This is a genomic window from Burkholderia sp. SIMBA_051 (genome assembly GCF_046534915.1).
Lineage (GTDB): Bacteria > Pseudomonadota > Gammaproteobacteria > Burkholderiales > Burkholderiaceae > Burkholderia > Burkholderia ambifaria.
Genome location: NZ_JAWRXS010000011.1, coordinates 106,352 through 130,764, shown reverse-complemented (window position 1 = coordinate 130,764; position 24,413 = coordinate 106,352). Strand labels below are relative to the sequence as shown.

Genomic DNA, 24,413 nt, shown 5'->3' with positions numbered 1-24,413 from the left:
CCGGTCGGCTCGCATTCCTTACGAATAGCCGACAATATCGCTCCTCATCGGCGAATTGCCAATTCCATCGGCAATGCGCAGAATGACGGCTCGTCCGGGGCTTCCAACAATCATTCGCCCCGGCTCAGCCTCCGGCCGCGCGCCGCATTCCCCTACGACGATGCAACCGAACACCTCGCCCGGCGCGATCCGCTCGATCGGCAACGACTGGTCCGTCTCCGCGATCACCGCGGGCTTTCTCGCGGTGCTGATTTCCTATGCAGGCCCGCTCGCGATCTTCTTCCAGGCGTCGCAGGCCGCGCATGCGTCCAACGCGATGGTGACGTCGTGGGTCTGGGCGATCTCGATCGGCGCGGGCGTGTCGGGGCTGTTCGCGAGCTGGAAGCTGAAGGTGCCGGTCGTGACCGCGTGGTCGGCGCCCGGCACCGCGCTGCTCGTCGGCCTCTTTCCGCAACTGACGCTGAACCAGGCCGTCGGCGCGTACATCACGGCCGCGTTGATCATCCTCGTGATCGGCATCACCGGCTATTTCGACCGGCTCGTGCGTCACATTCCGCGCGGCATCGCGTGCGGGATGATGGCCGGCATCCTGCTGCCGTTCGGCATGCACGCGTTCTCCGCCGCGACCGCGCAGCCGGTGCTCGGGTTCGGAATGATCGCGGCCTACGTGATCTTCAAGCGCCTGCTGCCGCGCTACAGCATCGTGCTCGTGCTGCTGACGGGCGCGGCACTCGCGACGCTGCTCGGCATGACGCAGCTCGGCAGCGTGTCGCCGAGCATCGCGCGGCCGATCTTCATCGCACCCGAATGGACGCCCGGCACCACGCTCAGCCTCGCGCTGCCGCTCGTCGTCGTCAGTCTCACCGGCCAGTTCCTGCCTGGCATGACGATCCTGCGCGTGTCGGGCTATCACACGAGCGCCCGGCCGATCATCACCGCGACCAGCGTGATGTCGCTCGTCGTCGCGTGCTTCGGCGGAATCACGATCGTCGTCGCGGCGATCACCGCGGCGCTCTGCACCGGCAAGGACTCGCACGAGGATCCGGACCGGCGCTATATCGCGGGCCTCGCGAACGGCGTGTTCTACCTGATCGGCGGGCTGTTCGCGGGGACGATCGTCACGCTGTTCTTCGCGCTGCCGAAGGCTTTCGTCGCGATCCTTGCGGGCCTCGCGCTGATCGGCGCGATCGGCGCGAACGTGCACGGCATCTTCGAGGACGAGGATCATCGCGAAGCATCGGTGATCACGTTCCTCGCGACCGCATCGGGGATGACGTGGCTCGGGCTCGGTTCCGCGTTCTGGGGGATCGTGATCGGGTCCATCGCGTATGCGGTGTTGAGCAGGGTGCGGCGGCCGGCGTAACGCGCATCGCGCGCCCTTTCGGCCGCCGCGTCGCTCACCGCGCGTGTTCGCGCACCAGCGCGGCGAGCGCCTCCGCCGGTGTCGTCGTGCCGTACACCCGCTCCGACACACCGGCCTCGACATCGATCTGCCCCGCGTTGTGCACGTCGTACAGATCGACGATCAGTTGTGCGTGGCGTTCGCTGAGCCCCGCGCGCAACAGCGTCGCGGTCCATGCATCGCGCGGCAGTTCGCGCGCGACGATCTCCCGATTGGCTTTCGCGGCAAGCGTGTCGGCGATCTCCCGCACACTCACGCGCCGCGGTCCTTCGATGCTGACGATACGTGCCCCGTTGCCCGCTTCGGTCCGATCGAGCAGCAGCCGCGCCGCCGCGACGCCCACGTCGGGCGCCCAGACCGTCGGGAACACCTTGTCGACCGGATGATGAAAGCTGGGCAGCACGCCGGTACCGAGCGCGACGGGCAACACGCGTGTCCAGTTCTGCAGGTGTTCGGCCGAGCGCAGCAGCGTGAGCTGTGTCGGGACCGTTTTCAGCCGCTCCTCCAGATAGTGAAAGAGCCGCGTGATGCCCGTGTTGCCGTCGCGCTCCGCGCCGTAGTCCGACAGCGCAAGCAGCGCCGGCGGCGGATTCGCGACGAGCGCACCGGTCACGATGTCGATCGTCCGCGCCATCGTCGAGGCCGGGTCGCTGTCGGCGACGGGCACCGGACACAGCATCTGCACGGCTTGCGCGCCGTCGATCGCCGCGGCGACCGCGCGAGCGTCCGTCAGGTCGGCGATCGCCACGTCGCAGCCAAGTTGCGCAAAGCGTTCTCGCTGGCGTGCGTCGCGCAGCACCGCGCGCACGGGATGGCCTGCCTGGCGCAGGGTCGTCACGGTCGACAAGCCGACGTTGCCTGATGCTCCGAAAATCACGAACACGATCCGCTCCTGGGGGATGAAGGTGAGGTGATTGTCGGCACGCGCGACCAACGTGGCGCGCACAGACGGATGCCCCGGACAGGAATGGATGACGGTTTTGGCGATTGCCGACGATGTCCGCTGCATGGCAGGACCCGGTAATTGTCCAACAGGCCGTTGGACAATCGGCTTGGATTAGAAACTAACCTGGTGTTGCCGGCCAAGCTGGAGCGGTCCTACGCCTGACGGAGCGTAGACTCGCCGATCGGCGTCCGGGCGGAGAACCCGTCTCGCGCGACGGTCGATCAATGGTCCTCGCCATCGTAAGCGAGCCGCAGCCCGCCGCGCGCGCCCGACCGCGCGATCTCCGTCGGCGTCGCACCGAGCACGCGATTCATCCAGCTCGCCATGTGGCTCTGATGCGCGAAACCCGCTTCGAGCGCGATCTGGCTGATGCCGAGCCGGCCTTCGAGCAACAACGCCTTCGCGCGCTCGACCCGGCGCCGCACCACATACTGATGCACCGGCATCCCGAGCGTCTCGCGAAACAGCACCTTGAAATGCGGCACGCTGATCGACACGAGCGCCGCGAGTTCGGCGAGCGTCATGCGGCGCTCGAGGTTGGCTTCGACATAGTCGATCACGCGCGCCGCCGCCTTCGGCGCGAGCGTACGCCGGTGCTCGCGGAACGCCGGCTGGCTGTCGGCCAGTCGCGCGACGAGTGCGGTGCACAGGCTCTCAGCATAGAGCGGGTCCGACGCGTCTTCCGCTTCGAGTTCGGCGGCCATCGCCCATGCGATGTGCTGCAGCCGCGGATCGCGCACCTGCAGCCGGCGGCGGATTTGCGCCTGCGACGGCTTCAGCTCGAGCTGGTCGAACGTGCGCCGCACGAACGTATCGCTGAGCGCGATGTGCAGGATCCGGCAGTCGGCACTGTCGGTCCATTCGCCCGGCAGGCCGGCGGGAATCACGTCGACGTCACCATGCGCCTGGATGCGTGACACACGTGCGCCGTCGCACACGCAATCCGCGCGCACGGGCGAACCGATATGCACGCCGATGCGGTGATGCTCGGCGGCTGGAATCCGGTACGTGCCCGCGCGAATCTCCAGCAGCGACGCGCCGAAGCCGTGCCAGCCAAGCCCGCGGCTCGAGCGCAGGCTGACCGGCACACCGTTGTCGGTCGGCGCGGCGAGAATCGGATCGCTCATGGTTCTGCTCCACCAGTCGTGGGTCGAACGCGCATTGTGACGCGTTTTCCGGCCGCTCGCCGGGCTTGCACGGCCATTCCCGCGCCACGCGGAAAAATGATCATCCGTTTCTGCTCCGGCCCATCCTTGCGTGCGCGCCGACGGGCGCGGCGCCGCTTACGATGGCCGCATCCGACACCTCCGGAGACCGTCATGCCCCATTACTGCCCGCACCGCGCGGCGTTCACCACCGCTTCATCGTCCCGCGGCGCCCACCGCGCTGCCCGCCCCGCGCCCCGTCACGATCGGATCGCTATCGCGTCGTGGTGCCTGCGCATGATCGGCTGGTACCGGCTCGAACGGCTGCTCGCATCGATTCCCGACAGCAACGACGACTTCGGGCTCGTCTGACGGTCGACATGCACGGCGCCACGCGCTCACTTCATCCGCCTACTTGCGCCGCCGCTCGTGCGACGCGACCGTCGCGCCGTCGATCACCGGCGCGCCCTGCTTGATCAGGAAATCGCGAAACAGCCCCGTCACCTGCGAGATCCGCCGGTCGGCGAGCGTGATCACGTACCACTCGCGCACGATCGGATTGCCCGGAAACGGCAGTTGCCCGAGCAGCCCGGTGCGCAGCTCGAGCGCACACGCGTGCAACGACAGGAACGCGATGCCGAGCCCCGCTTCAGCCATCTGCTTGATCGCCTCGTTGCTCGACAGTTCGGAGCCCACATGAAAGCGGTAGCCGGACGTCTTGAACAGGCTCTCGACGGTCGAGCGCGTACCTGCTCCGCGCTCGCGCACGAGCAGGTGCGCGGATTCGAGATCCTTCAGCGCGACGCGCTTGCGCTGCATCAGCGGATGGCCGGGCGCGGCGACGAACACCATCGGATGCTTCGCGAACTCGACCGCGTGCGTGCGCAGCTCCTTCGGCGCGCTGCCCATCACCGCGAGATCGATTTCATGCGTCGCGAGCATGCGGATGATGTCGTCGCGATTGCCGACCTTGAAATACGTCTTCACGTGCGGGCGCGTCGCGGTGAACTTCACCAGCAGCGGCGGGATCAGGTACTCGGCCGTCGTGATCGCTCCGATCCGCAGCGTGCCGCCGAGATCGCCCGTCAGCGCGGCCACTTCGTCGCCGGCCTCGCTCCACAGATGCAGGATCTCGCGCGCATAGCGCGACACGATTTCTCCGGCCGCGGTGAGCTGCACACCGCGCCCCACCCGCTGCAGCAGCGCGGCGCCCACCGCCTGCTCGAGCAGGCGAACCTGCAGCGACACGGCCGGCTGCGTCAGGTTCAGCTCCTCGGCCGCGCGCGACACGCTGCCGAGCCGCGCAATCATGTCCAGCGCCTTCAGCTGCCGGAACGTCGCGGTCTTTCCTATAAGTGAATACATATGAGTCGCTTATAAACATTGAATTGTTCTAGTAGGTTCGAAACTATATCGTCGGTTCTTGAGCAATGTCATCCGAATCGTCATCAGCGGGAGCCACAACATGGACAACATCACGCCTACCCTTGCAACGGATCGCGCCCCGCGCGTGCCGCGCATCGTGATCGTCGGCGGCGGCGCCGGCGGCCTGCAGCTCGCCACGCGCCTCGGCGACACGTTGGGCCGCCGCGGGCAAGCCGACGTCGTGCTCGTCGACCGCTATCCGACGCACTTCTGGAAGCCGCTGCTGCACGAAGCCGCGTCCGGCCATCGCGATCCGGCCTCGCACACGATCGAATACGCGGCGCAGGCGAAGCGCCACGGCTTTCGCTTCGTGCAGGGCGCGCTGCATCGGGTCGACCGCGCGGCACGCACGGCGACGATCGCCGCGGTGCAGGACGCGGACGGCACGGAGATCCTGCCGCAGCGCGCACTCGGCTACGACGATCTCGTGCTGGCCGTCGGCAGCGTGACGAACTTCTTCAACGTGCCGGGCGCCGCGCGCCACGCGCTGCCGCTCGAAAACCTCGACCAGGCCGAGGATTTCCGCCGCAAGTTCCTCGCCGCCTGCACGAAGGCGAACCACCTGGCCGAGCAGCAGCCGGCGCGACCCGCGGCACCGATCTGCATCAACGTGATCGGCGCGGGCGCGACGGGCGTCGAACTGGCCGCGGCGCTGCGCCACGCGATCCAGCAGCTGACGACGTATCGCTTCAAGGCGCTGGTGTCCGCACGCGACGTGCACATCCGCCTGATCGAAGGCGGCCCGCGCATCCTGCCGGCGCTCGACGCACGGCTGTCGGCCCGGATGCACGCGCAGTTGCGCACGCTGAACGTCGACGTGCTGACGGATACGCGCGTCGCGGAAGTCGGCGCGGATGCGGTCACCACCGCGACCGGCGAGCGGCTCGCGAGCGACATCACGATCTGGGCGGCCGGCGTCGCGGGCCCCGCGATCCTGCGGGAACTCGGCGACATCGCGCTCAACCGGTCGAACCAGGTGATCGTGACCGATACGCTGCAGACGCCCGACGATCCGCATGTGTATGCGTTCGGTGACTGCGCCGCGTGCCCGTCGGCCGATGCAAGCGGTTTCCTGCCGCCGCGCGCGCAGGTCGCGCACCAGCAGGCCGTGTACCTCGGCGAAGCGCTCGCGCGGCGCCTCGCCGGCAAGCCGGTCGCGGGCTTCACGTTCCGCGATGCGGGCACCGTCGTGTCGCTCGGCCAGGCCGGCGCCGTGTATCAGGGCGACCTCGGCGTGCGTTCCCGCTCGCTGATCGTCGACGGGCTCGCCGCGATCGGGCTGTACAAGTTCCTGTACCGCAAGCATCTGTTCAGCGTGTACGGACTCAAGCGCGCGCTGTTCCAGTCGCTGAGCCACTGGCTGCAAAGCCGCAACCAGCCGTCGATCAAGCTGCACTGATCAGCGGTCGCACGCGACATCGCATGACGGCGTATCGGGCGCACCTCGCCCGATACGCCGTTTTCTCTGATGCACATACCCGGTGCATTCATCGTGCGCGCACCTTTGGTGCATCACGTTCAAGCCCGTCGATACGATGCAAATCGTGCGGAACACATCGCATCGCGCGCCTTCCACGCCGGCTATGGCTCGCCACCCCATTCATTAGGCGAATCGTATGAGTCGGACATAAATATTAATTGGTCGCCTATTCCGGATCGACGCTAAGGTGTGTGGCATTCCCGTCCGCGAACGGATCGTCACGTCTCAGGAGAGGAATCACCGTGGTCATCGAAGCCATCGTCACCCGTCTCGACGCCGCCTTCGCGCAGATCGAAGCGACACCGGATTCGCACGAATCGCGCAACCAGCGCGATGCGATCATCCAGTGGCTCGACAGCGCGTCGGAGCATGGATACCGGCTCGGTCTCGTCACGACGCTGCCGGCCGCCCGGCTCAGCGACATGTTCGAAGGCCAGTTCGGCCGTGCGAACCTCGACCGCTTCTCGGTCGTCGTGACCGACGCCAATCAGCAGGATTCCGTATCAAATCAGCATCCGTTCGACGTCGCGCTGCAGGCGCTGGGCGTGCCGCCCGAGCGCGCGGTGGGGGTCGCGAGCAGCGAACCGGAACGCCGCGAAGCCGAGACGTTCGGCCTGTCGCGTTGCGTGCGCATCACCGACACGGTGCGATCGATCGCATCGGCAGGCGTGCACTGAACTGAGCACCTGCACACAGGCCGGCTCACGCCGGCCGATCGCAATCCGGCACGATACCGACGATTGCCCGACCAAAGCCTGACATTCTGCTGTCAAAGTCGCTTGCAACACTTCCGGGTTCGACCCAATCCGCCCGGAGACGGGACGACGCGCTTCCCGCGTCGTTCCGCCCGTTTCAAGCCACGATGACACGCCCGACCCGTACCGCCTCCGCCATCGCTGTCCTCTGCCTGCTGCTCGCCGCGTGCGGCGGAGAGGCGTCCAGCACACCCGCCACGTCGGCGGACAACAGCGGCACGCAGCCGACGCCGCAGCCTCCGCAACCGAAACCCACGCCGGAACCCGCGACCTACTACCAGACGAAAACGCCGTATCGTCCGCAGCAGGACGCGGCGACCTACGAAGCGCCGCCGGCCGGCTACGCACCGGTCTACACCGAGCTCGTTGCACGGCACGGCTCGCGCGGACTGTCAGGGTTCAAGTACGACGGCGCGATCTATTCGATGCTGGTCAAGGCCGAGGCCGACGGCGCGCTGACCGCGCTCGGCGCGCAGCTGAAGGCCGACACGTACGCGATGATGAAGGCCAACGCACTGCTCGGCTACGGCGTGCAGGGGATTTCAACGCCCGGCTACGGCAATCTCACGCAAACCGGCATCCGCGAACACCAGCAGCTCGCCGCGCGGCTCGCGCAGCGGCTGCCGGCGCTGTTCGCGTCGGGCGGCCGGCAGATCGTCGTCGTCAACTCGGGGCAGGACCGCGCGGTCGACAGTTCGACCTACTTCTCCGCCGCGCTCGTCGCCGCGCAGCCGGCACTCGCCGCCGCGATCACGCTGCCGGCCGCGCCGTCCGGCTATCCGGCGAGCGCGCCGGTTGCGCAGCCCGCCGGCACCAACCGCTTCCTGCTGTATTTCCATTCGCTGAAGCCGGCCACCGATCTCGTGACCGATACGTCCGATCCGTATTACGCGACCTATCAGGCGAGCCAGGCATACCAGGCCTATTCGAGCGATGCGGCGGTCGCCGACAAGCTGAAGACGATCAAGGCGGCGCCGCAGGTCGGGGAAGTCGCGCAGACGGTGCTGTCCGCGCTGGTGTCGCAGGCCTTCATCGCGAAGCTCGGCACCGACGGCTACACGTTCGCGAACACCGGCACCTACGCGTTCACGTCGTCGGACGGCAAGTTCACCAACACGCTGAAGGGCGACGGCAAGACGAAGATCGCGTCGGCCGTCGATGCGGTGAACGTGCTGTACAACCTGCTGCAGGTCGCGCCCGCGATGACAGCCGAAACGGGCGGCGTCACGATGGAGAAGTACCTGGGCGCGGAGCAGGCGCAGACGCTCGCCTACCTGCAGGACGCGGAGGACTATTACCAGAAGGGGCCCGGCATCCAGGAAGCGAACCCGGTCACGTACCGGATGGCGAAGGTGCTGCAGGACGACTTCTTCAACGAGGTCGACGCGATCGCGCGCGGCGACCTGACGCGCGCCGCGAAACTGCGCTTCACGCATGCGGAAATCGTGATTCCGTTCGCGTCGATCATGAACCTGAAGAACGTGTTCGTGCCGACGCCGCAGGCGCAGACCTACTCGTATGCGAACAACCCGTGGCGCGGCGACCAGGTGTCACCGATGGCCGCGAACATGCAATGGGACGTGTATCGCAACGGCTCGCGGCTCGTCGTGAAGATGCTGTACAACGAGCGCGAGACGGATTTCCAGGCCGCATGCGACGACGCGAAGATCGCGCCGGCGAGTCACTACTATGACTACGCGGGATTGAAGCGCTGTTACGGATATCAGTGACGCGTCAACGCTGGAGCGTTGCAATCGTGTGTGCAGCCGGCGCGGCCTTCGGTTTCGCGACGGCGTGCACCTTCGGATCGGCGCTGGCCGCATGTTGAACCTTGCGCGGCTTCGCGGGCGCCGCGTGTGGCTTCGACGCGGGCTTCGCGTCGGCATGCGCCGCGGCCGGCGCCTTCGACGGCGAACGAACGGCTTGCCGCGCCGGCTTCACGGCCGTCGCGCTGCTCGTCGCGACGGGCGCATGCTTGGCGTGCTGCTGCGCGTACGCTTTGACGTCTTGATCGTTCATCCACGATTCCGTGTAGGCAGCGGCTGCGGGCTGCGACAGATTGAGACAGGCGATCGATGCCACGAGAAAGGCACGAAGATGCGTGCGACGATTGAATGCGGTAATGACGAATGCTCCTTGCGATCTGGCTTGACGCGCCGTATCGAACTTGCCGGCGCCGTCGTGGCGGCACGATAAATGAGCGCATTCCACATCGCAAGCGTCCGGCTGGTGATCCAAACGATTCTTGACGTTTGATCGGCCGCCGGCGATCTCGAACTCCGGTTCGCCGACGGTGTCGAACGTGCATCGCCGGAGAGTCATATGAAACGCGCCGCCCCTTTCGCCATCCTGATCGCGCTTGCCGCCGCCAGCTTGCCGGCGCTCGCCGGCAGTACCGCGTCGCCGCTTCCGCAGCAAGCGAAAAACTGCGTACCGTCGTCCACCTCCGCCTCTGGCGGCACGGCGCCCGGCTCCCGCGCCACGTCGAAGGCCCCGCCGATCCGCGTGTGCGTCGGCGATTCCGACACGCAACTGAACCTGCCGTGGTTCCTGACCGACATCCTCACCGCCGTCGACACGCACCAATCGCCGCGCGACCTGTTCCACAAGATGCGCAACGATTTCTGAAGCGCGGGCGGCCCGACGGCGCGCCAGTCATGCTCGGGTATTCCCCAACCCAGAAGGAAGACCCCCACATCCCGCAGGTTGAACGGCGTTGACAGCAAATTACCGAGAGATCGCGGCGTCGCACCGTTGCGCGAATATTTCCCGTTGAGAGTCAATCACAAAACTACACCATTTGTTGACGAACAATATTTCGCAATCGTGCGTCGCGTCATATACTTGCCGCGCACCATCCTCGTGCCAAGAGAAGGTGTTCTTCTGTCCCGGCCGCACACCGATGCGGCCGGGTTTTTTTTCGGTGCGCGACGTCGATATCTATACATAATGAATGCATGGATAGCGATGCGCGTCGAATCCCGTGACTCCGTCGCGATGCGTTGGCTTGCGTACCGCAAGCATAGAATCGATTTGCGTCCAGATCTCGGCGCGAGCCCGTTGCCCCGGCCAGGCACGGCAAATGCTTCGCGCCAATCCCTCGACCGGTTCGACCTGCATTGCCATGCATACAACAACAAGCGCGATCGGAGAATCAGCCCCGCCGGGCTCAAAACCCGCATTCCAGCGCAGCGGTGCGTGGCCGCATATCGTCTTCTCGCTTGCGTTGATCATCTGCATCCTCGTGCTCGCGATGGCGCTCATCGTGGCCGAACGCCTCGCACGCGAATCGGTAGCCGAGCACGAACGCGTCGTCGCGAACGACATCGTGATCTCGGTCGACCGCATCCTCGACGGCGTGCGCTCGCGACATCCGGCCGAATTGACCGCGCTGGTCGGGCGACCCTGCGCGACGGTCTTCCGGACCCTCGCCGAAGTAGGCACTCACCTGCGCTATCTGCGCGCCGTCGCGCTGGCCAACGACGGTCGCGTCACGTGCTCGTCGGCGCTCGGCTCGATCGACGTGTCGCTGGACGCGTATGTGCACGCGCCGCCACCCGGGATGACGGCCATCACGCTGCTTCGGCAGACCCCGTTCCAGCATCGCGTCCCGGTGCTGGCGGTGTTTCGTGCAACCGCGCCCGCCTCGGGCGTGCTTTACCTGATCGAAGGCGACTATGTGGCCGACATGCTCTCGCACGGCGCGCGCTTCGGCGCGGAAACCGCGATGCTGTCGGTCAACGGCGCGGGCGGTCTCGATCAGCATGGCGAGTTCGTGCCGGCGTTCCACGCGGCCCCGTCGGCCGGCAGCACGATCGCCTCGGGCGCGTGGCCGTTCACGGTTTCCGTCACGTCGTCGGAATCCTATGTTCAGCAGGTGCAACGGCACTACCGGCTGATCTGCGTGACGATCGCGCTGCTGGTGAACGGCCTCGTCGCAGCCGCGTACCTGCTCGCGATGGCGCCGCGCCGGCTATTGCTGAAGGCCGTTCGCAATGCGTTGAAGCGCAACGAGTTTCATGTGGTGTACCAGCCGATCGTCGACGTCGAAACGCGCAGGACCGTCGGCGTCGAGGCGCTGCTGCGCTGGCACCATCCGAAATGGGGGCCCATCAGCCCGGCCGTGTTCGTCCCGCAGGTCGAATCGAGCTCGATCCTGCCGAAGGTGACCGAATTCGTGCTGCGCACGGCCGTATCGGAACTGACCACGCTCGAGCCGGCGATGCCGCTGCGCATCGCGATCAACGTCGCGCCGAAGGATCTCGAGCGTCCGCGCTTCGTGTCCGTCGTGGAAGAGACGATCCGCGCGCTTCCGCCGGGGTTCACGCTGGTGCTCGAAGTGACCGAGCGCATCCTGCTCGAAAAGAATGCGCGCACCACCGCGATGTTTGCCGCGCTGCGCGCGACGGGCGTGAGATTCGCGATCGACGACTTCGGCACGCATCACAGCAACCTCGACATGCTGTCGCGCTTTCCGTTCGACTACGTGAAGATCGATCGCCAGTTCATCTCGCAGCTGACGACCGGCAATGCCAGGCTGATCGAAGGCATCGCGGCCGTCGCGCACCACTACGAGCTGAAGATCATCGCCGAGGGCGTGGAGACGGAAGAGCAGCATCGCGCGCTGCATGCGGTCGGGATTCAGTACGCACAGGGCTACCTGTATCAGCGGCCGCAGCGGCCGACCGACCTGAAGCGGGATTTCGCGCCGATGCCGGCTTAGGTGTCGGCTCAGGTACCGGCTTAGGTATCGGCTTAGGTATCGGCTCCGGTGTCGGCTCCGGTGTCGGCCGGCGCGCCCCGGGCGCGGCCGGGCGCTTTGATCCGGCGCCGTTTCACGGCTATGCTCTCTGCGATGCTGACCGCCGCGCGACCGGGTATGAATCCATCGCGCCATAATGGAATTCGCAGCGCGATCGACAGGTTCAACGAGTTTTCCGATCATGACGCCAGACCAGCCGCAGCCCATCCCTTCGGACCCACCGCCGGCCCAGCACGAGCAGCCGCTGCTCGACCGCTATGCGGAGTTCCGCTTCCAGACGGTCGTCGCGTCGATCACCGACTACGCGGTGTTCATGCTCGACCCGCACGGCAACGTCGCGACATGGAACGCGGGCGCCGAGCGCATCAAGGGTTTCCGGACGGACGAAATCATCGGCAGCCATTTCTCGCGTTTCTATCCAGCCGATGCGATCGCGGCCGGCCGCCCGGCGCACGCGCTCGAAGCCGCCGCCGCGTACGGTCACTTCCAGGACGAAAGCTGGCGCGTACGCAAGGACGGTTCGCGATTCTGGGCCAGCGTGACGATCACGGCCGTACGCGACGAGTCGCACCAGTTGCGCGGCTTCATCAAGATCACGCGCGACATGACCGAGCGCAAGCGCGTGGAGGAACTCGAAGCGGCCACGCGGCGGCTGGACGTCTTCATCGCAACGCTCGCGCACGAGCTGCGCAACCAGCTCGCGCCGCTGCGGCATACGATCGGCATCCTGCAAGGCCTGCCGGCGTCCGAACTGGGCCCGGCGCTCACGCAATGCAAGGACATCGCGGATCGCCAGATCGAACAGCTCGTCCGGCTCGTCGACGATCTGCTCGACATCGGACGCATCAAGTCCGACAAGGTGGAACTCAAGAAAGCGCCGGTGAACGTGCGCGATATCGTGTACCGCAGCGTGCAGGGCATTCAGCCGAAGGTCGACGCGCGCGGGCAGCGGATCATCGTGCGGCTGCCGCCCGCGCCCGTGATCGTTCACGGCGACGATGTCCGGCTCGTCCAGGTGCTGTACAACCTGCTCGACAATGCGTCGAAGTATTCGCCGAACGGCGAGCGCATCGAGCTCCACGTGCGCACCGAGCAGAACGTGGTTGCGATCGAGATCGTCGATTACGGGATCGGCATCGTGCCCGGCGCGCAGGAATCGATCTTCGACCCGTTCGAGCAGGAGCATGCCGCGGAGCGCCACGCGCCCGGCGGGCTCGGGCTTGGGCTCGCGATCAGCAAGAAATTCGTCGACCTGCATGGTGGCGGCATCACGGCCGACAGCGCCGGGATCGGCGCGGGGTCGACGTTTACGGTCCGGCTGCCGATCGCGGAATCGAATCGTGCGGTCGAGCACGTGCAAAAGGCGCCGGCGCCATCTTCCACGCATGCGCTGCGCATCCTGATCGTCGACGACAACCGCGAATCGGCCGACACGCTCGCCATCCTGATGCAGATCAAGGGCCACACGTCCCGTGTCGCGTACCACGCGCGCGATGCGCTGCCGCTCGCCCGCGAATTCGCGCCGCATCTGATGCTGATCGACCTCAGCATGCCGGACGTCAGCGGGTTCGAGCTGCTCCACGCGTTGCGCTCGACCGGCGCCGCCCCCGATTCGTACTATGTCGCGCTGTCCGGACATGTGCGTTCGTCGGACCGACAGGACACCACGGACGCAGGCTTCCACGATCATTTCGCGAAGCCGATTCCGATCGAGGCGCTGGACAGCCTGCTCGCGCGCGTGGAGGACGATGCGCGGCGCCGCGGTCGGCTGTGACGATGGGCACGGCCACCGCGGAGCGACGCGCGGAAGCCGCGAGAGGGGCTAAAATCCGCCGCCTGAGCATCCATACGAGCAAGCGTTTTGACGGAGTTCGAGCAGGGTTTCATCCTCACCCGCCACTGGCGGGACACAGCGTCCGGCATCGAGATCGAGTTCTGGCTGGCAACCGAACACGGCCCGCGCCGCGTACGGTTGCGCCCGCAGGAAGCCGTCGCGTTCATGCCGGCCGAGCAGCAGGCGCTCGCCGAACGCACGCTGGCCGGCGAACGTGATGCCGAACTGCGCCCGCTCGCGCTGCGCGACTTCCGCCAGCGCGCCGTCGCCGGCCTCTATTGCCGCCGCTACCGCAATCTGTCCGGGCTTCAGAAACGCCTCGCCGCGGCCGGCGTCGACGTCTACGAAGCCGACATCCAACCGCCCGACCGCTACACGATGGAGCGCTTCATCACGGCGCCCGTGCTGTTTCGCGGCACGGCCGGCCGCGACGGCACGCTGACCGACGGCGAACTGAAACCCGCGACCGGCTATCGCCCGACGCTGCGCTGCGTGTCGCTCGACATCGAGACGAGCGTCCACGGCGAGCTGTATTCGATCGCGCTCGAAGGCTGCGGGCAGCGGCAGGTCTACATGCTCGGGCCGCCCAACGGTGACGCGCCGGCCGTCGACTTCAACCTCGACTACTGCGACAACCGGGCCGAGATGCTCATGCGGCTCAACGACTGGTTCGGTGCGCACGATCCCGATGCGGTGATCGGCTGGAACGTCGTGCAGTTCGACCTGCGCATCCTGCATGCGCACGCGGAGCAATACGGCGTGCCGCTGAAGCTCGGGCGCGGCGGCAGCGTGCTCGAGTGGCGCGCGCATGGTCAACAGCCCGACCACTTCTTCGCGGGTGCGGCCGGCCGCCTGATCCTCGACGGCATCGACATGCTGAAATCGGCGACGTGGTCGTTCCCGTCGTTCAGCCTCGAATACGTGTCGCAGTCGCTGCTCGGCGAAGGCAAGGCCGTCGACAATCCGTATCAGCGGATGGACGAGATCCAGCGCCGCTTCGATCACGACAAGCCCGCGCTCGCACACTACAACCTGAAGGACTGCGAACTCGTCACGCGCATCTTCGAGAAGGCCGACCTGCTGTCCTTCGCACTCGAACGCGCGAGCGTCACGGGCCTCGCGGCCGATCGCACCGGCGGCTCGGTCGCCGCGTTCACGAACCTGTACCTGCCGCGCATGCACCGGCTCGGCTACGTCGCGCCGAACCTCGGCGACGTGACGGGGCAGAACAGCCCCGGCGGCTTCGTGATGGATTCGCGGCCCGGGCTGTACGATTCGGTGCTCGTGTTCGACTACAAGAGCCTCTATCCGTCGATCATCCGCACGTTCCTGATCGATCCGGCCGGGCTGATCGAAGGGCTCGCGCACCCGAGCGACGACGCGTCGGTGCCGGGCTTTCTCGGCGCGCGCTTCTCGCGTACCGCGCATTGCCTGCCCGACATCGTGCGGCGCGTGTCCGAAGGCCGCGACGAAGCGAAACGCCAGCGCAACGCGCCGCTGTCGCAGGCGCTGAAGATCATCATGAATTCGTTCTACGGCGTGCTCGGCTCGACGGGCTGCCGGTTCTTCGATCCGCGCCTCGCGTCGTCGATCACGATGCGCGGCCACGAGATCATGCATCGCACGCGCGAGCTGATCGAGGCGCAGGGCTACGAAGTCATCTACGGCGACACCGATTCGACTTTCGTGTGGCTCGGGCGCGAGCACGACGACGATGCCGCCGCCGCCAAGGGCCGCGCGCTCGTCGAGCAGGTGAACCGCTGGTGGCAAGCGCACCTGCGCGATCGCTTCGGGCTGGAAAGCGCGCTCGAACTGCAATACGAGCGGCATTACCGCCGCTTCCTGATGCCGACGGTGCGCGGCGCGGAGGAAGGCAGCAAGAAGCGCTATGCGGGCCTCGCGGTCGCGGCGAACGGCGACGATGACCTCGTGTTCAAGGGGCTCGAAACGGTGCGCACCGACTGGACGCCGCTCGCGCAGGTATTCCAGCGCGAGCTCTACCGGCGCGTGTTCAAGCGCGAGCCGTACCAGGACTTCATTCGCGACTACGTGCGCCGCACGCTCGCCGGCGAATACGACGCACAACTGATCTATCGGAAGCGCGTGCGCCGGCCGTTGAGCGAATATCAGCGCAACGTGCCGCCGCATGTGCGCGCCGCGCGGATCGCCGACGAATTCAACCAGGCGCGCGGCCGGCCGCTGCAGTACCAGCGCGGCGGCTGGATCAGCTACGTGATGACGACGGCCGGCCCGGAGCCGCTCGAGACGATGCGCTCGCCGATCGACTACGCGTTCTATGTGAGCCGCCAGTTGCAACCGGTCGCTGATGCGATCCTGCCGTTCCTGCGCGACGATTTCGAACGCGTGATTTCGGGGCAGGGGCAGTTGTTTTGAGATTGGAGGCGGGGGGACGGCAGGCGCTGTCTTTGCGGCGCATGCGCGCGACCGTCTGCCCGGCCGGATGACCGGTCGCGCCCCCGTTCCCTCCCCGTCCTCACGTAACCGGCCCAGCGCCGTCCCGCCTTTTCCGCTCGCCCTGGCGCGGTCACGCGGCTCGCGGCCACGCATCGAAACACCGAAGGCCGGCGGCGCCACGCCCATCCGGCTAAAATACCGCCCTGCCGCGCGTCCCGCCGCGGCCGGAGGATACTCACATGACCGCACGTCGCGGTGCCGCGGTCGCCATCGCGCCCGGTCACGAGACAGCCAGCCTGTCGAAAGCCCAGAAAACGTTCAATACGCTCGTCAAGCAGATCGAGAAGCGGCGCGAGCGTCTCGGCGCGTGGGACGCCGTGATGCCGGCGTTTCAGAAGAAGTTCGTCGACGCGCTGTTGCCGCTCGAACAGGAATCCACCGCGCTGCGGATCAAACTGCTGCACCTGCTCGACGACGCGTTCCTGCAGAAGGGCTTGAGCAAGGCCGAGCAACGCACGCTGTCCGACCTGATCGTCGATATGGCGCGCGATTTAATGCAGGTTAGCGACCACGCGGCGCTGAAGGTCATTTACAACCGGCATGTCGGATCTGGGAACGTCGGCAACGCGGCGGCTGAGCCCGATCCCGAGCCGACGAAACCGGAACGGGAACCCGACCCGCAATCGCCGGAGGATCTCGACGCACTGTCCCCCGACGAGCTCGCCGAGCGGCTGCAAGCCGAACTCGACGCGCAGTTCGAGCGCGACATGGCCGCTCACGCAGCCCGGGAAGCCCAGCGCGCGAAGCGCAAGAAAGCGCCGAGGCAATCGGCCGCGCAAGCCCGGATCGAAGCCGAGCAGGCCGAATCGAACAAATCGATCCGCGAGATCTATCGGAAGCTCGCCAGCGCGCTGCACCCCGATCGCGAAACCGATCCGCGCGAGCAGGAACGCAAGACCGTGCTGATGCAGCGGGTCAATCACGCTTATGCGAAGGGCAATCTGCTGCAGTTGCTGGAGTTGCAGCTGGAGATCGAGCAGATCGACCGGCGTGCGATCGACGGGCTCAGCGAAGCGCGGCTCACGCGCTACAACGGCATCCTGGAAGAGCAGATCCGCGAGCTCGACCAGGAGATCCAGCACGTCGAGAACGATTTCCGGCGCACATACGGCATCGCGTCGTCCACCAAGGTTGCGCCCGATACCGTCATGCGCATACTCACGCGCGATACTGCCGGCATGCAGCGCGGCAATCAGGATCTCGCCGTGGCGCTGCGCGAGTTCGAGGATCCGGACAAGGTCAGGGACTGGTTGAAGGACATGAAGCGCCGGCCTGCGTCGTCGCGCTTCGATGACGATTCGTTTTGACGAAACGGCGGCGCACCCCTGCGCGCCGCCGCACTCACGCGACCCGCGTTACGCCTTGTGCCCCGAGATCGGCCCCGCCTCGCCCGTCGAGTTGAACACGCTGTCGATCCACGCAAGAAACGTCGAGAACGTGAAATCCGACCACTGCTGCGTGCGCAACGCCAGCATCGCTGGCGTATCGGCCGCCGGTCGTCACACGGCCGGGTCTTCCACATAGCCCTTGCGCAGCTTCTCCGCCACCAGCTTGTCCATCTCGCGCCGCGCACGTTCGACGGTTTCGAATTGCTTGAGGTTCGCCTGCCCGGCCGATCCGATCCGACCATAGGTCACGTTCAGCTCCGTGCCCCGCAGGCTGGCACGCCAGAACTTGCTGGAGGTGCCCTGCTCGAATCGCAGCGATCGCACGCAATCCGTCGGCACGCCGGCGGCCGCCACGGCCTCCGTCTGCGCAGGTGCCGGTCCAGGTGCCTGAACAGCCGGCATCGGCAATTCGATTTCCTGGTCGAATGCTCGGTCTTCGCCATCGGCAAGCATGGCGTCGATGCGTGCAAGCACCGCGGCCGAGTCATCCAGCCAGTCCTTCCCGGGGATGTCCAGCACGCGCCAGCCGAAGCCACGCAGGATGCCGGGCCGGAATACGTAGCGCTCTGCCGTATCGGCCACGACATGAGCCGGGTTGTCGAGCAGGATGGCGAGCGCATAGTCCCGCTTCGACGAACCGACGATCGCCAGATCGCAGCGGAATTGCGAACGACCGACGTCGATATCGACCTGGTGACCGCGTGCGCGCAGGGCTTCGGCCAGTGCATCGCGAATGGCGTCGGATGACGTCCGCCGCGTGAACGCATCGCGGGCGCCCTGATTCAGCGCGCCGAGCACCGCCTGCGCGCGGTCGAACTGACCTGTGGCGCTGGCCTGCGCAAATTGCAGGAATGCTCGCAACGCGGCCGCGCCGTCGTTGTGCACGTTGGTGATCGCATCGGCGTGAATCGTCGAGACTACGGCCATCCGGTGCCGCGCGCGGCTGAAGATGACGTTCAGACGCTTCTCGCCGCCACGCTGGTTGATCGGCCCGAAATTCATCAGCATCTTGCCGTCGGGACCGGGCGCGTAGCAGATGCTGAGGATGATCACATCGCGCTCGTCACCTTGGACGTTTTCCAGGTTCTTGACGAACAGCCCGTTGAACTGGTCGTCGTCTTCGCGCACGTACTCGCGCTCGAGCCTCGCGGCGAAATCGGCGTCTTCGGCCGCCAGCGCCTCCAGCGCTGCTTCGATCGCGCTCTGCTGCGCCTCGGAAAACGCGACGATGCCGAGGCTCAGGCCCGTCTCCCGGCGCAGCATCTCGCGTACGAGCAACGCGATATAGCGCGCTTCGGGCACGTTGCTGCGTTCGACGTACACGCCGTCGTCGAGCCGGTGGAAACTGATCGGCCGAGCGAGCAGCGCATCGGCGCCCACCATGCCGGCGTCGTCCTGGCTCGATCGCACCGACCACCCGTCCCCGTCGGCACGCTCCAGCACGCGATCGGGAATCGTAACGAGACGGCCATCGTAGAACGCCGCATTGGAGAAGCTGATCAACGCTTCGTGCCGGCTGCGGTAATGCCACGCCAGCAGGGTCGCGGGCAGGTTGCGCGCCGCCTGATTCAACAGGCTGTCGGAATCGAGATTGATGGCGATGCGCTCGCCCTCCTCCTCGATCACTATCTCGTCCCCGCCTTCCGTGCCCGCTGCCGTGAAAAAGCTCGTGGGTGGCAGTTGCATCTCGTCGCCAACCACCACGACCTGCCGGGCACGGCTGAGCGCCGGCACGGATTCCTCGGTGGGTATCTGGCTGGCCTCGTCGAAGATCACCACGTCGAACAGGTCGGGCGACAGCGGCAGCGTGTCGGATACGGACAGCGGGCTCATCAGCCAGATCGGTTTCAGGTCGTTGACGACCATGCCCGTTTCGTCATCGGCAAGATCACGGATCGAACGGTGGCGCATGCTCTTGCCGAATTCGTGTTCGAGCTCGCGCCGGCCGGTTGCGTAGCGCTTCTTGAAGGTCTTGCCGTCGGCATCGAGTTGCGTGGCCGACAGTGAGGACTGGCGCACGTGGTCGGCAAACTGCCGATGCAACGTCGCGCTGACGACCTGGGCATTCACGGTCAGCAATTCGCGCTGGATCCGGGCCCCAGCGCGCGCAGCTTGTGCGAGCGCCGCGCCGCCGAATCGGGCGAGCACCGGATTCTCGCGCTCCAGGCGGCGCAACGCCTCGTCGGCAATCAGCGCCTCCAGCTCCGTGGGCGCGAGGTCGACGGACCGCAGCGTCGCCGCATACGCGGGGTCGGCCGCGTGCACTGCACGCAACAGCGGCAGCAAGTCAGGCAAGTCGTCCAGCCCCTCCCGAAGATCGCGCAGCACTTCGGCGATTTCGGCCAGCGACACGTCATCGTCCATGACCAGGTTGTCGCGGATGCGATGCGTGAGCTTGTCGAGCGCCTCGCGTGCGCCGGCATCGATACGCAAAGCAGCAAGCGGATCGACCGCCTGACGCAGATGCGCGATCCGTTCACGCAGCTCGCCGTCCGACGCCAGCCGTGCCTCCAGCTCGGCCAGCGCGCGCAGGAACGCCGCCATTTCGTTCACGCCATAGCGCTTGCGGCAATCGACATCGGCTGCGTTGAGTGCGGCAGCCGCCGCCTGCTCGGTGGCAAGCTGCTCCAGCACTTTGACGTAGCCGGGATGTACCGCATGCTGCGCGAAGTCGTAACGACGCCGGAGCTCGCCGCGCAACCGCCACCATGCCGGCTGCAGCCATCGCATCGAGGTCGCCTCGAACCGGCGCGCGATTGCGAGTGCCGACGCAGTATCGCCCGGCGACAGCTTGTCTCGCCAGTGCACGGCGGCAGCCTGCGCGGCCGTCAGCGCGTCTGCGTGCGCGGACAACGCGTCGCGAACTTCTCGCAATGCCGTCTGCGCGGACGACTCGGGATCGAGCACGTCGAGATGCGCAGCGAGGCCGGTATCGATCAGCCACTGGCAGTCGGCGGCGATCGCGCATGCACGCGACAGCGCCGTGTCATGTCCGATCGACGCCACCGTGCTGTCGAGCACCGGATCGAGAGCGTCGAACAGCGCGTCGGCGTCCTGACACAATTGCTCGACCCGCCCGAATGCCCGCTCGTCGGCCAGCAGCGCCGCCGACAGCCGCGCGAACGGTTGCGAAGCCAGGCTGTTCGCGCCGAATCGTTCGCGCATCGCACGATGCACGCGCTGGGTCAGCTCGCCATGGCGGTCCCATACGGCGAGCGCCGGCAGGCGCTCGCGCAACGCCAAGCCGACGTCCGGCGCCACCGGCTGCGCGGCCAGCCGGCGCAGCAAGGTGCGCACGCTGGCACCCAGCGTGTCGGGTGTCGCCGCCATCGCCGCTTCGAATGCATCGATGCGTCGCTGCTGTACGTCGAGCGCATCGATCAGCGCCGCCCGTCGTGCGTGCAGCGCGTCGCTGTCGTGCGGTTGGGCGATCCATCGCTCGTAGCAGGTCTTCAGATCGGCGATGAACGCCTTCTTGTCCGCCTGGGAATCGTGGATGAGGCAACACAGCGCATCCAGCCCGCTCTGCTTGAGCCGGTGAAACACCACATCCAGCGCCGCGCGCTTTTCGCACACGAACAGCACACGCTTACCGCGCCCCGCGTAATCGGCGATGAGGTTGGTAATGGTTTGCGACTTGCCGGTGCCGGGCGGCCCCTGAATGATGAAGCTGCGCTGGCTGCGCGCCAGGCTCACCGACGCATTCTGGGTCGCATCGGAAGCCACCACGTTCCACTGCTCGCCCGCCGGCAGCGGCGCGGCCGCGGAAGTTTCCACCTCGCGCGGCTCGATCGAGAACACCCGGTCGAACGCGGGATTCACGCTGGTTTCGTCGAGCAGTTGCGCGTAGTCGCGCACCAGCGACATCTTCCTGTAGTTGAAATTGGCCAGCGTCACCTGCGTGAGGTCGAGATCCCACGCGTAGCGATGCCCGTCGGATTCCTGCAGGACGTAACCCTGCCGCTCATCGGCGGCCTCCGCCGCGGCATCCGCCATCTGCGGCCGACGCAGGCTGGCGCCAGGCGCGGCGCCGGCCTCGAAACGTTGGGGCAGCTCGCTCGGCCGCACCCACTCCTCGAACAACGCGCGGCCGAGTGGCCGGTAATCGTCCTGCGCATAGCTGAACGAAGGCAGCCGGCCGCCGTGCGAATCACCTGCCCCCGCAGCGGGCTTGCGCCGTCGGTATTGCTGCATGCGCTGCTGCGCCTTCTGGCGCACCAGCCGAACGGACGCCTTGTCGACGAGCCGAAGCTCAACCGACGGTTCCGAACGCCGGATCTGCGCCAGGATATCCGCATGAATCTCGGCCAGCGTGATCTTGCCCAGGTCGACCATCTCGGGCAACCGGATGTCATAGAGCTGGCTCAGGTGGTGGCGCAGCACCGGATTGAATTCGGCGTCGCCGCCGGTGCACTGGATCACGTACTGATCGCGCACGCCCTTGCGCTTGACCAGTTCGACCGGCAACCAGAGCAGCGGCGACACGATGCGCTCGTCGGGTGCCTCCTTCAGGTTGTGCCAGCGCAGGAACGCGACCACGAGACGCAGGTTGCTGAAGCCGAATTCGGCCCGTTCGCGACGCGTATCGGCGATCAATCGGTCCAGCGACGCGGGCAGGTACGGTTGATCGTCGAATCGCAGCCATTGCTGCAGCGGCACGGCCTTGCCGGCCACGACGTCGGCCGCGAACGGTCCACCCCACGTGCAGATGTGTTCCGGGCGCACGCTTTCGATTTGCAGCATCAGCGGCACGCTGGCCACGGTCAGGTTGACGGTCGCCGCGGTCGGGCGGAAATGCAGCAGCCGGTTCCGACGCGACAAATCGAACAGCCGGTCGCGAAGGTGCGTCAATACCGCACCGCGGCGCGACGCCGCGCCCGTCGCCCCGGCCAGCGCGCGCTCGACGTCCACGCTGAGCGGTTGCTCGCGCCAGGTGCGCAGGCGCATCGCGAGTGCTGCCACGTCGGTCGCGCGGTCATGACGGTTCACTTCCGTCATTTCGACGATCGCCGCCGCGACGATCGGATGCAGCCGTTCGTGAAGCACGAACAGATTGCGTCGATGTTCGACGAACGCGCGCAGGTCGCTTTCGGTTTCGAAGTTCAGCCCGCATGCGAGGCTGGCCAGCACCATCCCCAGCATGAACACGTCGGTGATCTCGTCGTGATGGCCGATGGATCGCTCCCAGCTCGCGTACCCGGGCAAATAAACGGGACGCTCGACCGGCGCCGCCGCGTCAAGCTGCAATGCGAGATCGGTCTGGCTGTGATGGCCGTCGGGCGCGTGATCCAGCTGCAGCGCGCCGACGATGTTCAGGCCCGATGCGGGGTGCGGCTGCACGCCATGCACCGCGCCGACATCCATCTGCGGCGTTTCGCCGTCAGGGCGTCGCAGCGCCAGCCCGCCCCCTTCGCCGATCACGATGCTGTCCGTGTCGAGCGCCGCCACCTTGCCGTGCGCGTGCAGTTCCGCAACCTGCCCGAATAGCGGCAGCACCAGCACGAGCACGTCGTCAGTCGACAATGCCGCGCCTGCCTGCGCGGCTATCAGCGTACGCAGCGTGCGCGGCGCACCGTCGGCGATCCTGTCGTTCATGCATCCTTCTCCTCGGCCAGCTGCCGCTTGTAACGTTCGAGATCGCGCTTGCCGAGGCCCGCGTCGCGCCGGAGGTTGAGCTGCAATGCATCGAGACTGCCGAGCGCCCGGGCAACCTGCCCGGCGCGCAGCAACGCCACGTCGCGCTGATCGGGGTCTGCCAATGCAAGATCCATCATCAGTGCGTTCAGGTAGCTGCGCACGCTGTCGTCGATACCAGCAGCGTTGAACGCTTCCGGGCCGGCAACGGGTTCGTTCTCGCGCCAGTCCGGGAACAGCATACGCACCTGGGCCAATACGGCATCGCTGGCCAGCGACGCGCCATCGAGATAATGCGCAAGAAACCCGCGCGTCAGTGTCTGCAGACGCGCCTGGCTCGGCAGGTCGAGCCGCTCCAACGAAAGCGGGCCGTGCAGGCGCGTGTCGATCCAGCTGTCGAGACTCGCCTCGCCGTCCCACCACAACGCAAGCGCACGGGCACGGATGAATGTCTCGGGGTGGCTCAATGCCGCACTGGCACCCGATTCGTTCGATTCGATTTCGGCGGCCTGACGCAGATAAGCCTGGGCATCCACCGTGCTGATGCCCGTCTGCACCTTCACGAGTGTCGAAACGGCGGGCGCCACTGCACCCGCAGCCAATGCGCCGCCCCGATCGGCAAAGAGTTCGGTGTGCAACGCATAACGTCGAAACGTCTCGCGATGACTGTAGGATCCGCCCGGAGCGGCCACCGCATCGTTGAGGATCCGGTCCGCTCTCAGGAACCGGCCGTCGTCGAGCGACCACAGCAGATAGTGTGCGAGCTCGTGGCCCAGGATCGCTAGCAGTTCCGGCGGCGCCAGCCGCTCCAGGACGGGGCCCTGCAACAGGATGTGGATCTCCCCCGGTACGAATACGAGCGACGCATTCATCTGGGTGCCCGGCGACTGATAGAGCGTGGCCGGCACGTCGACGATCCCGAGTCGTTCCATCGCCAGCGCCAGGGCGCCATGGACATCGCCATGCGCATCGGCGTCGATCCGGTAGGTCTCGCGCAGCAGCGAAGCGCGCAGCGATTCGCGCTGCTCGGCAAGCGTCGTGCGCTCACCGGTCCAGCGCCAGACGTCCGGCTCGTGCCGTTGCAAATAGTCGGCCACGGCTTCGTGGTACGCGAGAGGCGCCAGCGCGCCGCGATTCGGGGCGTGAGAGTCCATGCGAGGCACTCCG

General features: G+C 66.7%; 18 protein-coding genes. 10 read left to right on the top strand and 8 right to left on the bottom strand.

The window, feature by feature from the left end; genetic code table 11:
- The first annotated feature begins 160 nt into the window (after positions 1-160).
- Positions 161-1,363 (top strand): benzoate/H(+) symporter BenE family transporter, encoded by a 1,203-nt coding sequence (locus SB771_RS25650; protein WP_175659849.1) that lies wholly within the window; start codon positions 161-163, stop codon positions 1,361-1,363.
- Between the two features lie 34 nt (positions 1,364-1,397).
- On the opposite strand, the gene SB771_RS25645 is transcribed toward SB771_RS25650, so the two are convergent.
- Positions 1,398-2,285, bottom strand: a complete 888-nt coding sequence (locus SB771_RS25645) for an NAD(P)H-binding protein (protein ID WP_175659850.1) — start codon at positions 2,283-2,285, stop codon at positions 1,398-1,400.
- A gap of 284 nt (positions 2,286-2,569) precedes the next feature.
- Positions 2,570-3,475: a helix-turn-helix domain-containing protein gene (locus SB771_RS25640; protein ID WP_175659851.1), complete on the bottom strand. Its 906-nt coding sequence runs from the start codon at positions 3,473-3,475 to the stop codon at positions 2,570-2,572.
- Positions 3,476-3,667: 192 nt separating this feature from the next.
- Between SB771_RS25640 and SB771_RS25635 the strand changes: the two genes are divergently transcribed.
- Positions 3,668-3,865 (top strand): hypothetical protein, encoded by a 198-nt coding sequence (locus SB771_RS25635; protein WP_175659852.1) that lies wholly within the window; start codon positions 3,668-3,670, stop codon positions 3,863-3,865.
- A 39-nt stretch (positions 3,866-3,904) separates the two neighbouring features.
- Here SB771_RS25635 and SB771_RS25630 read toward each other — a convergent pair whose 3' ends face one another.
- The gene (locus SB771_RS25630) at positions 3,905-4,858 is read right to left on the bottom strand and encodes a LysR family transcriptional regulator (RefSeq protein ID WP_006749336.1); all 954 of its coding nucleotides are present in this window, start codon (positions 4,856-4,858) and stop codon (positions 3,905-3,907) included.
- Positions 4,859-4,958: 100 nt separating this feature from the next.
- Here SB771_RS25630 and SB771_RS25625 point away from each other — a divergent pair, with 100 nt between their 5' ends.
- The 3 genes from SB771_RS25625 to SB771_RS25615 all read left to right on the top strand — a co-directional run bounded on the left by SB771_RS25625 (position 4,959) and on the right by SB771_RS25615 (position 8,883).
- The gene (locus SB771_RS25625; protein ID WP_175659853.1) at positions 4,959-6,317 is read left to right on the top strand and encodes an NAD(P)/FAD-dependent oxidoreductase; all 1,359 of its coding nucleotides are present in this window, start codon (positions 4,959-4,961) and stop codon (positions 6,315-6,317) included.
- 323 nt (positions 6,318-6,640) lie between these two features.
- Complete coding sequence (locus SB771_RS25620; protein WP_011660023.1) at positions 6,641-7,075, top strand: hypothetical protein; 435 nt, start codon at positions 6,641-6,643, stop codon at positions 7,073-7,075.
- 185 nt (positions 7,076-7,260) lie between these two features.
- Positions 7,261-8,883 carry a histidine-type phosphatase gene (locus tag SB771_RS25615; RefSeq protein WP_175659854.1) on the top strand — a complete coding sequence of 541 codons (1,623 nt, stop codon included), beginning with the start codon at positions 7,261-7,263 and terminating at the stop codon, positions 8,881-8,883.
- A 4-nt stretch (positions 8,884-8,887) separates the two neighbouring features.
- Here SB771_RS25615 and SB771_RS25610 read toward each other — a convergent pair whose 3' ends face one another.
- A complete protein-coding gene (locus SB771_RS25610; protein ID WP_175659855.1) occupies positions 8,888-9,172 on the bottom strand; it encodes a transcriptional regulator in 285 nt (94 codons plus the stop codon).
- 303 nt (positions 9,173-9,475) lie between these two features.
- On the opposite strand from SB771_RS25610, the gene SB771_RS25605 reads away from it, so the two are divergent.
- On the top strand, positions 9,476-9,781 hold the full coding sequence (locus SB771_RS25605; protein WP_175659856.1) for a hypothetical protein: 306 nt from the start codon (positions 9,476-9,478) through the stop codon (positions 9,779-9,781).
- A 312-nt stretch (positions 9,782-10,093) separates the two neighbouring features.
- Here SB771_RS25605 and SB771_RS25600 read toward each other — a convergent pair whose 3' ends face one another.
- Positions 10,094-10,393, bottom strand: a complete 300-nt coding sequence (locus SB771_RS25600; protein ID WP_244096765.1) for a hypothetical protein — start codon at positions 10,391-10,393, stop codon at positions 10,094-10,096.
- On the opposite strand from SB771_RS25600, the gene SB771_RS25595 reads away from it, so the two are divergent.
- On the top strand, positions 10,278-11,876 hold the full coding sequence (locus SB771_RS25595) for an EAL domain-containing protein (protein ID WP_244096751.1): 1,599 nt from the start codon (positions 10,278-10,280) through the stop codon (positions 11,874-11,876). The genes SB771_RS25600 and SB771_RS25595 overlap by 116 nt on opposite strands.
- A 32-nt stretch (positions 11,877-11,908) precedes the next feature.
- Here the strand turns inward: SB771_RS25595 and SB771_RS25590 are convergent, their stop codons facing one another.
- Positions 11,909-12,082 carry a hypothetical protein gene (locus tag SB771_RS25590; RefSeq protein ID WP_175659858.1) on the bottom strand — a complete coding sequence of 58 codons (174 nt, stop codon included), beginning with the start codon at positions 12,080-12,082 and terminating at the stop codon, positions 11,909-11,911.
- A gap of 14 nt (positions 12,083-12,096) precedes the next feature.
- Here SB771_RS25590 and SB771_RS25585 point away from each other — a divergent pair, with 14 nt between their 5' ends.
- The 3 genes from SB771_RS25585 to SB771_RS25575 all read left to right on the top strand — a co-directional run bounded on the left by SB771_RS25585 (position 12,097) and on the right by SB771_RS25575 (position 17,531).
- Positions 12,097-13,689 carry an ATP-binding protein gene (locus SB771_RS25585; RefSeq protein WP_175659859.1) on the top strand — a complete coding sequence of 531 codons (1,593 nt, stop codon included), beginning with the start codon at positions 12,097-12,099 and terminating at the stop codon, positions 13,687-13,689.
- An 87-nt stretch (positions 13,690-13,776) separates the two neighbouring features.
- The gene (locus tag SB771_RS25580) at positions 13,777-16,143 is read left to right on the top strand and encodes a DNA polymerase II (RefSeq protein WP_175705305.1); all 2,367 of its coding nucleotides are present in this window, start codon (positions 13,777-13,779) and stop codon (positions 16,141-16,143) included.
- Between the two features lie 260 nt (positions 16,144-16,403).
- The gene (locus tag SB771_RS25575) at positions 16,404-17,531 is read left to right on the top strand and encodes a J domain-containing protein (RefSeq protein WP_175659861.1); all 1,128 of its coding nucleotides are present in this window, start codon (positions 16,404-16,406) and stop codon (positions 17,529-17,531) included.
- 192 nt (positions 17,532-17,723) lie between these two features.
- On the opposite strand, the gene SB771_RS25570 is transcribed toward SB771_RS25575, so the two are convergent.
- Together SB771_RS25570 and SB771_RS25565 are read right to left on the bottom strand one after the other, a co-directional pair.
- The gene (locus tag SB771_RS25570; RefSeq protein WP_175660146.1) at positions 17,724-23,207 is read right to left on the bottom strand and encodes an AAA domain-containing protein; all 5,484 of its coding nucleotides are present in this window, start codon (positions 23,205-23,207) and stop codon (positions 17,724-17,726) included.
- Entirely contained in the window at positions 23,204-24,400 is a 1,197-nt protein-coding gene (locus tag SB771_RS25565) for a hydrolase (RefSeq protein WP_175659862.1), read from the bottom strand. The genes SB771_RS25570 and SB771_RS25565 overlap by 4 nt, the downstream gene beginning before the upstream one ends.
- Positions 24,401-24,413 lie beyond the last annotated feature (13 nt).

Coding starts and splice junctions, on each gene's coding strand:
- SB771_RS25570 (WP_175660146.1), bottom strand. CDS start 23,207: ATGAACGACAGGATCGCCGACGGTGCGCCGCGCACGCTGCGTACGCTG.
- SB771_RS25635 (WP_175659852.1), top strand. CDS start 3,668: ATGCCCCATTACTGCCCGCACCGCGCGGCGTTCACCACCGCTTCATCG.
- SB771_RS25575 (WP_175659861.1), top strand. CDS start 16,404: ATGACCGCACGTCGCGGTGCCGCGGTCGCCATCGCGCCCGGTCACGAG.
- SB771_RS25585 (WP_175659859.1), top strand. CDS start 12,097: ATGACGCCAGACCAGCCGCAGCCCATCCCTTCGGACCCACCGCCGGCC.
- SB771_RS25565 (WP_175659862.1), bottom strand. CDS start 24,400: ATGGACTCTCACGCCCCGAATCGCGGCGCGCTGGCGCCTCTCGCGTAC.
- SB771_RS25600 (WP_244096765.1), bottom strand. CDS start 10,393: ATGCAGATGATCAACGCAAGCGAGAAGACGATATGCGGCCACGCACCG.
- SB771_RS25610 (WP_175659855.1), bottom strand. CDS start 9,172: ATGAACGATCAAGACGTCAAAGCGTACGCGCAGCAGCACGCCAAGCAT.
- SB771_RS25615 (WP_175659854.1), top strand. CDS start 7,261: ATGACACGCCCGACCCGTACCGCCTCCGCCATCGCTGTCCTCTGCCTG.
- SB771_RS25640 (WP_175659851.1), bottom strand. CDS start 3,475: ATGAGCGATCCGATTCTCGCCGCGCCGACCGACAACGGTGTGCCGGTC.
- SB771_RS25650 (WP_175659849.1), top strand. CDS start 161: ATGCAACCGAACACCTCGCCCGGCGCGATCCGCTCGATCGGCAACGAC.
- SB771_RS25625 (WP_175659853.1), top strand. CDS start 4,959: ATGGACAACATCACGCCTACCCTTGCAACGGATCGCGCCCCGCGCGTG.
- SB771_RS25605 (WP_175659856.1), top strand. CDS start 9,476: ATGAAACGCGCCGCCCCTTTCGCCATCCTGATCGCGCTTGCCGCCGCC.
- SB771_RS25595 (WP_244096751.1), top strand. CDS start 10,278: ATGCATACAACAACAAGCGCGATCGGAGAATCAGCCCCGCCGGGCTCA.
- SB771_RS25630 (WP_006749336.1), bottom strand. CDS start 4,858: ATGTATTCACTTATAGGAAAGACCGCGACGTTCCGGCAGCTGAAGGCG.